This window comes from Mycolicibacter kumamotonensis, from assembly GCF_002086285.1.
In the GTDB taxonomy this organism is placed as follows: domain Bacteria; phylum Actinomycetota; class Actinomycetes; order Mycobacteriales; family Mycobacteriaceae; genus Mycobacterium; species Mycobacterium kumamotonense.
In genome coordinates this window covers 1-3,572 of the sequence record NZ_MVHU01000075.1, presented here as the reverse complement: position 1 = coordinate 3,572, position 3,572 = coordinate 1, and the positions used below count along the sequence as shown (strand labels likewise).

Genomic DNA, 3,572 nt, shown 5'->3' with positions numbered 1-3,572 from the left:
TGGGCACACTGTTGGGTCCTGAGGCAACAGGCCTGTTGTTGCCCCCTTGGTGGGGGTGGGTGTGTTGTCGCTCCATCTTGGTGGTGGGGTGTGGTGTTTGTTTTGTGGATAGTGGTTGCGAGCATCTAACAGGCAAGGCTCCGTTGTGGGTTTTGTTTGTTTTGCAATTTTTGTTTCTTGGTTTTTGTGTTTGTAAGTGTTTAAGGGCGCATGGTGGATGCCTTGGCATCGAGAGCCGATGAAGGACGTGGGAGGCTGCGATATGCCTCGGGGAGCTGTCAACCGAGCGTGGATCCGAGGATGTCCGAATGGGGAAACCCGGCGCGAGTGATGTCGTGTCACCCTCCGGTGAATGTATAGCCGGTGGGGAGGTAACGCGGGGAAGTGAAACATCTCAGTACCCGTAGGAGAAGAAAACAAAATGTGATTCCGTGAGTAGTGGCGAGCGAAAGCGGAGGAGGCTAAACCGTATGCATGTGATACCGGGTAGGGGTTGTGTGTGCGGGGTTGTGGGAGTGTTGTGTCCGGTTCTACCTGGCCGGAGGGCAGTGAGAAAGTGTTGTGGTTAGCGGAAGTGGCCTGGGATGGTCTGCCGTAGACGGTGAGAGCCCGGTACGTGAAAATCCGACACCTGCCTTGCAATGTTTTCCCGAGTAGCAGCGGGCCCGTGGAATCTGCTGTGAATCTGCCGGGACCACCCGGTAAGCCTGAATACTTCTCGATGACCGATAGCGGACGAGTACCGTGAGGGAATGGTGAAAAGTACCCCGGGAGGGGAGTGAAATAGTACCTGAAACCATGTGCCTACAATCCGTCAGAGCCTTCTCTTTTGAGTGGGGTGATGGCGTGCCTTTTGAAGAATGAGCCTGCGAGTCACCGGCACGTCGCGAGGTTAACCCGGGTGGGGTAGCCGTAGCGAAAGCGAGTCTGAATAGGGCGTATCCAGTCCATAGGGGTTGGTGTAGTGGCGTGTTGTGGACCCGAAGCGGAGTGATCTACCCATGGCCAGGGTGAAGCGCGGGTAAGACCGCGTGGAGGCCCGAACCCACTTAGGTTGAAGACTGAGGGGATGAGTTGTGGGTAGGGGTGAAAGGCCAATCAAACTCCGTGATAGCTGGTTCTCCCCGAAATGCATTTAGGTGCAGCGTTGCGTGTTTCTCACCGGAGGTAGAGCTACTGGATGGCCGATGGGCCCTACTAGGTTACTGACGTCAGCCAAACTCCGAATGCCGGTGAGTGTAAGCGTGGCAGTGAGACGGCGGGGGATAAGCTCCGTGCGTCGAGAGGGAAACAGCCCAGATCGCCGGCTAAGGCCCCTAAGCGTGTGCTAAGTGGAAAAGGATGTGCAGTCGCTTAGACAACCAGGAGGTTGGCTTAGAAGCAGCCACCCTTGAAAGAGTGCGTAATAGCTCACTGGTCAAGTGATTGTGCGCCGATAATGTAGCGGGGCTCAAGCACACCGCCGAAGCCGCGGCAATACTTTGGTATTGGGTAGGGGAGCGTCCTGCATCCGGTGAAGCCACAGAGTGATCTAGTGGTGGAGGGTGTGGGAGTGAGAATGCAGGCATGAGTAGCGATGAGGCAAGTGAGAACCTTGCCCGCCGAAAGACCAAGGGTTCCTGGGCCAGGCCAGTCCTCCCAGGGTGAGTCGGGACCTAAGGCGAGGCCGACAGGCGTAGTCGATGGACAACGGGTTGATATTCCCGTACCCGTGTGTGGGCGTCCCTGATGAATCAGCGGTACTAACCACCCAAATGGTGGAGGATCTGATCCCTTCGGGGTGAGGACTTCTGCCGGCTGCGTGGGACCTTCGTTGGTAGTAGTCAAGCGATGGGGTGACGCAGGAAGGTAGCCGTACCAGTCAGTGGTAATACTGGGGTAAGCCCGTAGGAAGTCAGATAGGCAAATCCGTCTGGCATATATTCCGAGAGGTGATGCATAGCCAATTGTGGTGAATTCGGTGATCCTATGCTGTCGAGAAAAGCCTCTAGCGAGCACGCACACGGCCCGTACCCCAAACCGACACAGGTGGTCAGGTAGAGAATACCAAGGCGTACGAGTGAACTATGGTTAAGGAACTCGGCAAAATACCCCCGTAACTTCGGGAGAAGGGGGACCCTCATACCGTCAACACCCTTGCGGTGGGTAGCGGGAGGGGGTCGCAGAAACCAGTGAGAAGCGACTGTTTACTAAAAACACAGGTCCGTGCGAAGTCGCAAGACGATGTATACGGACTGACGCCTGCCCGGTGCTGGAAGGTTAAGAGGACCGGTTAACCCTTCGGGGTGAAGCTGAGAATTTAAGCCCCAGTAAACGGCGGTGGTAACTATAACCATCCTAAGGTAGCGAAATTCCTTGTCGGGTAAGTTCCGACCTGCACGAATGGCGTAACGACTTCTCAACTGTCTCAACCATAGACTCGGCGAAATTGCATTACGAGTAAAGATGCTCGTTACGCGCGGCAGGACGAAAAGACCCCGGGACCTTCACTATAGCTTGGTATTGATGTTCGATGCGGTTTGTGTAGGATAGGTGGGAGACTGTGAAACCCGCACGCCAGTGTGGGTGGAGTCGTTGTTGAAATACCACTCTGATCGTATTGGACCTCTAACTTCGAACCATGAAGCTGGTTCAGGGACAGTGCCTGGTGGGTAGTTTAACTGGGGCGGTTGCCTCCTAAAATGTAACGGAGGCGCCCAAAGGTTCCCTCAACCTGGACGGCAATCAGGTGTTGAGTGTAAGTGCACAAGGGAGCTTGACTGTAAGACTGACACGTCAAACAGGGACGAAAGTCGGGACTAGTGATCCGGCACCCCCGAGTGGAAGGGGTGTCGCTCAACGGATAAAAGGTACCCCGGGGATAACAGGCTGATCTTCCCCAAGAGTCCATATCGACGGGATGGTTTGGCACCTCGATGTCGGCTCGTCGCATCCTGGGGCTGGAGCAGGTCCCAAGGGTTGGGCTGTTCGCCCATTAAAGCGGCACGCGAGCTGGGTTTAGAACGTCGTGAGACAGTTCGGTCTCTATCCGCCGCGCGCGTCAGAATCTTGAGGAAACCTGTCCCTAGTACGAGAGGACCGGGACGGACGAACCTCTGGTATACCAGTTGTTCCACCAGGAGCACGGCTGGATGGCCACGTTCGGACAGGATAACCGCTGAAAGCATCTAAGCGGGAAACCCACTCCAAGACCAGGATTCTCACCCATTCAGTGGGATAAGGCCCCCCGCAGACCACGGGATCGATAGACCAGACCTGGAAGCACCGCAAGGTGTGCAGGGAACTGGCACTAACCGGCCGAAAACTTACCAACACACAACAAACAATGTGTTGCCCGCAACCACACCACAAAATACTTGAAACCCACACCCCACCACCAAACACACGTGGTGACACGGTGAACCACCCCCACACAGGGAAACAGGTCCACCACACAAGAAAATAGAGTTACGGCGGACATAGCGACAGGGAAACGCCCGGTCCCATCCCGAACCCGGAAGCTAAGCCTGTCAGCGCCGATGATACTGCCCCACCGGGTGGAAAAGTAGGACACCGCCGAACACAACATAAAG

2 rRNA genes are annotated in these 3,572 nt (G+C 55.7%); both read left to right on the top strand.

Features of this window, described 5'->3' with window-relative positions:
- The first annotated feature begins 190 nt into the window (after positions 1–190).
- Positions 191–3,313, top strand: a 23S ribosomal RNA gene (locus BST28_RS22695).
- 135 nt (positions 3,314–3,448) lie between these two features.
- Positions 3,449–3,561: ribosomal RNA gene (rrf, locus tag BST28_RS22690) — 5S ribosomal RNA — on the top strand.
- The last annotated feature ends 11 nt before the right edge of the window (positions 3,562–3,572 follow it).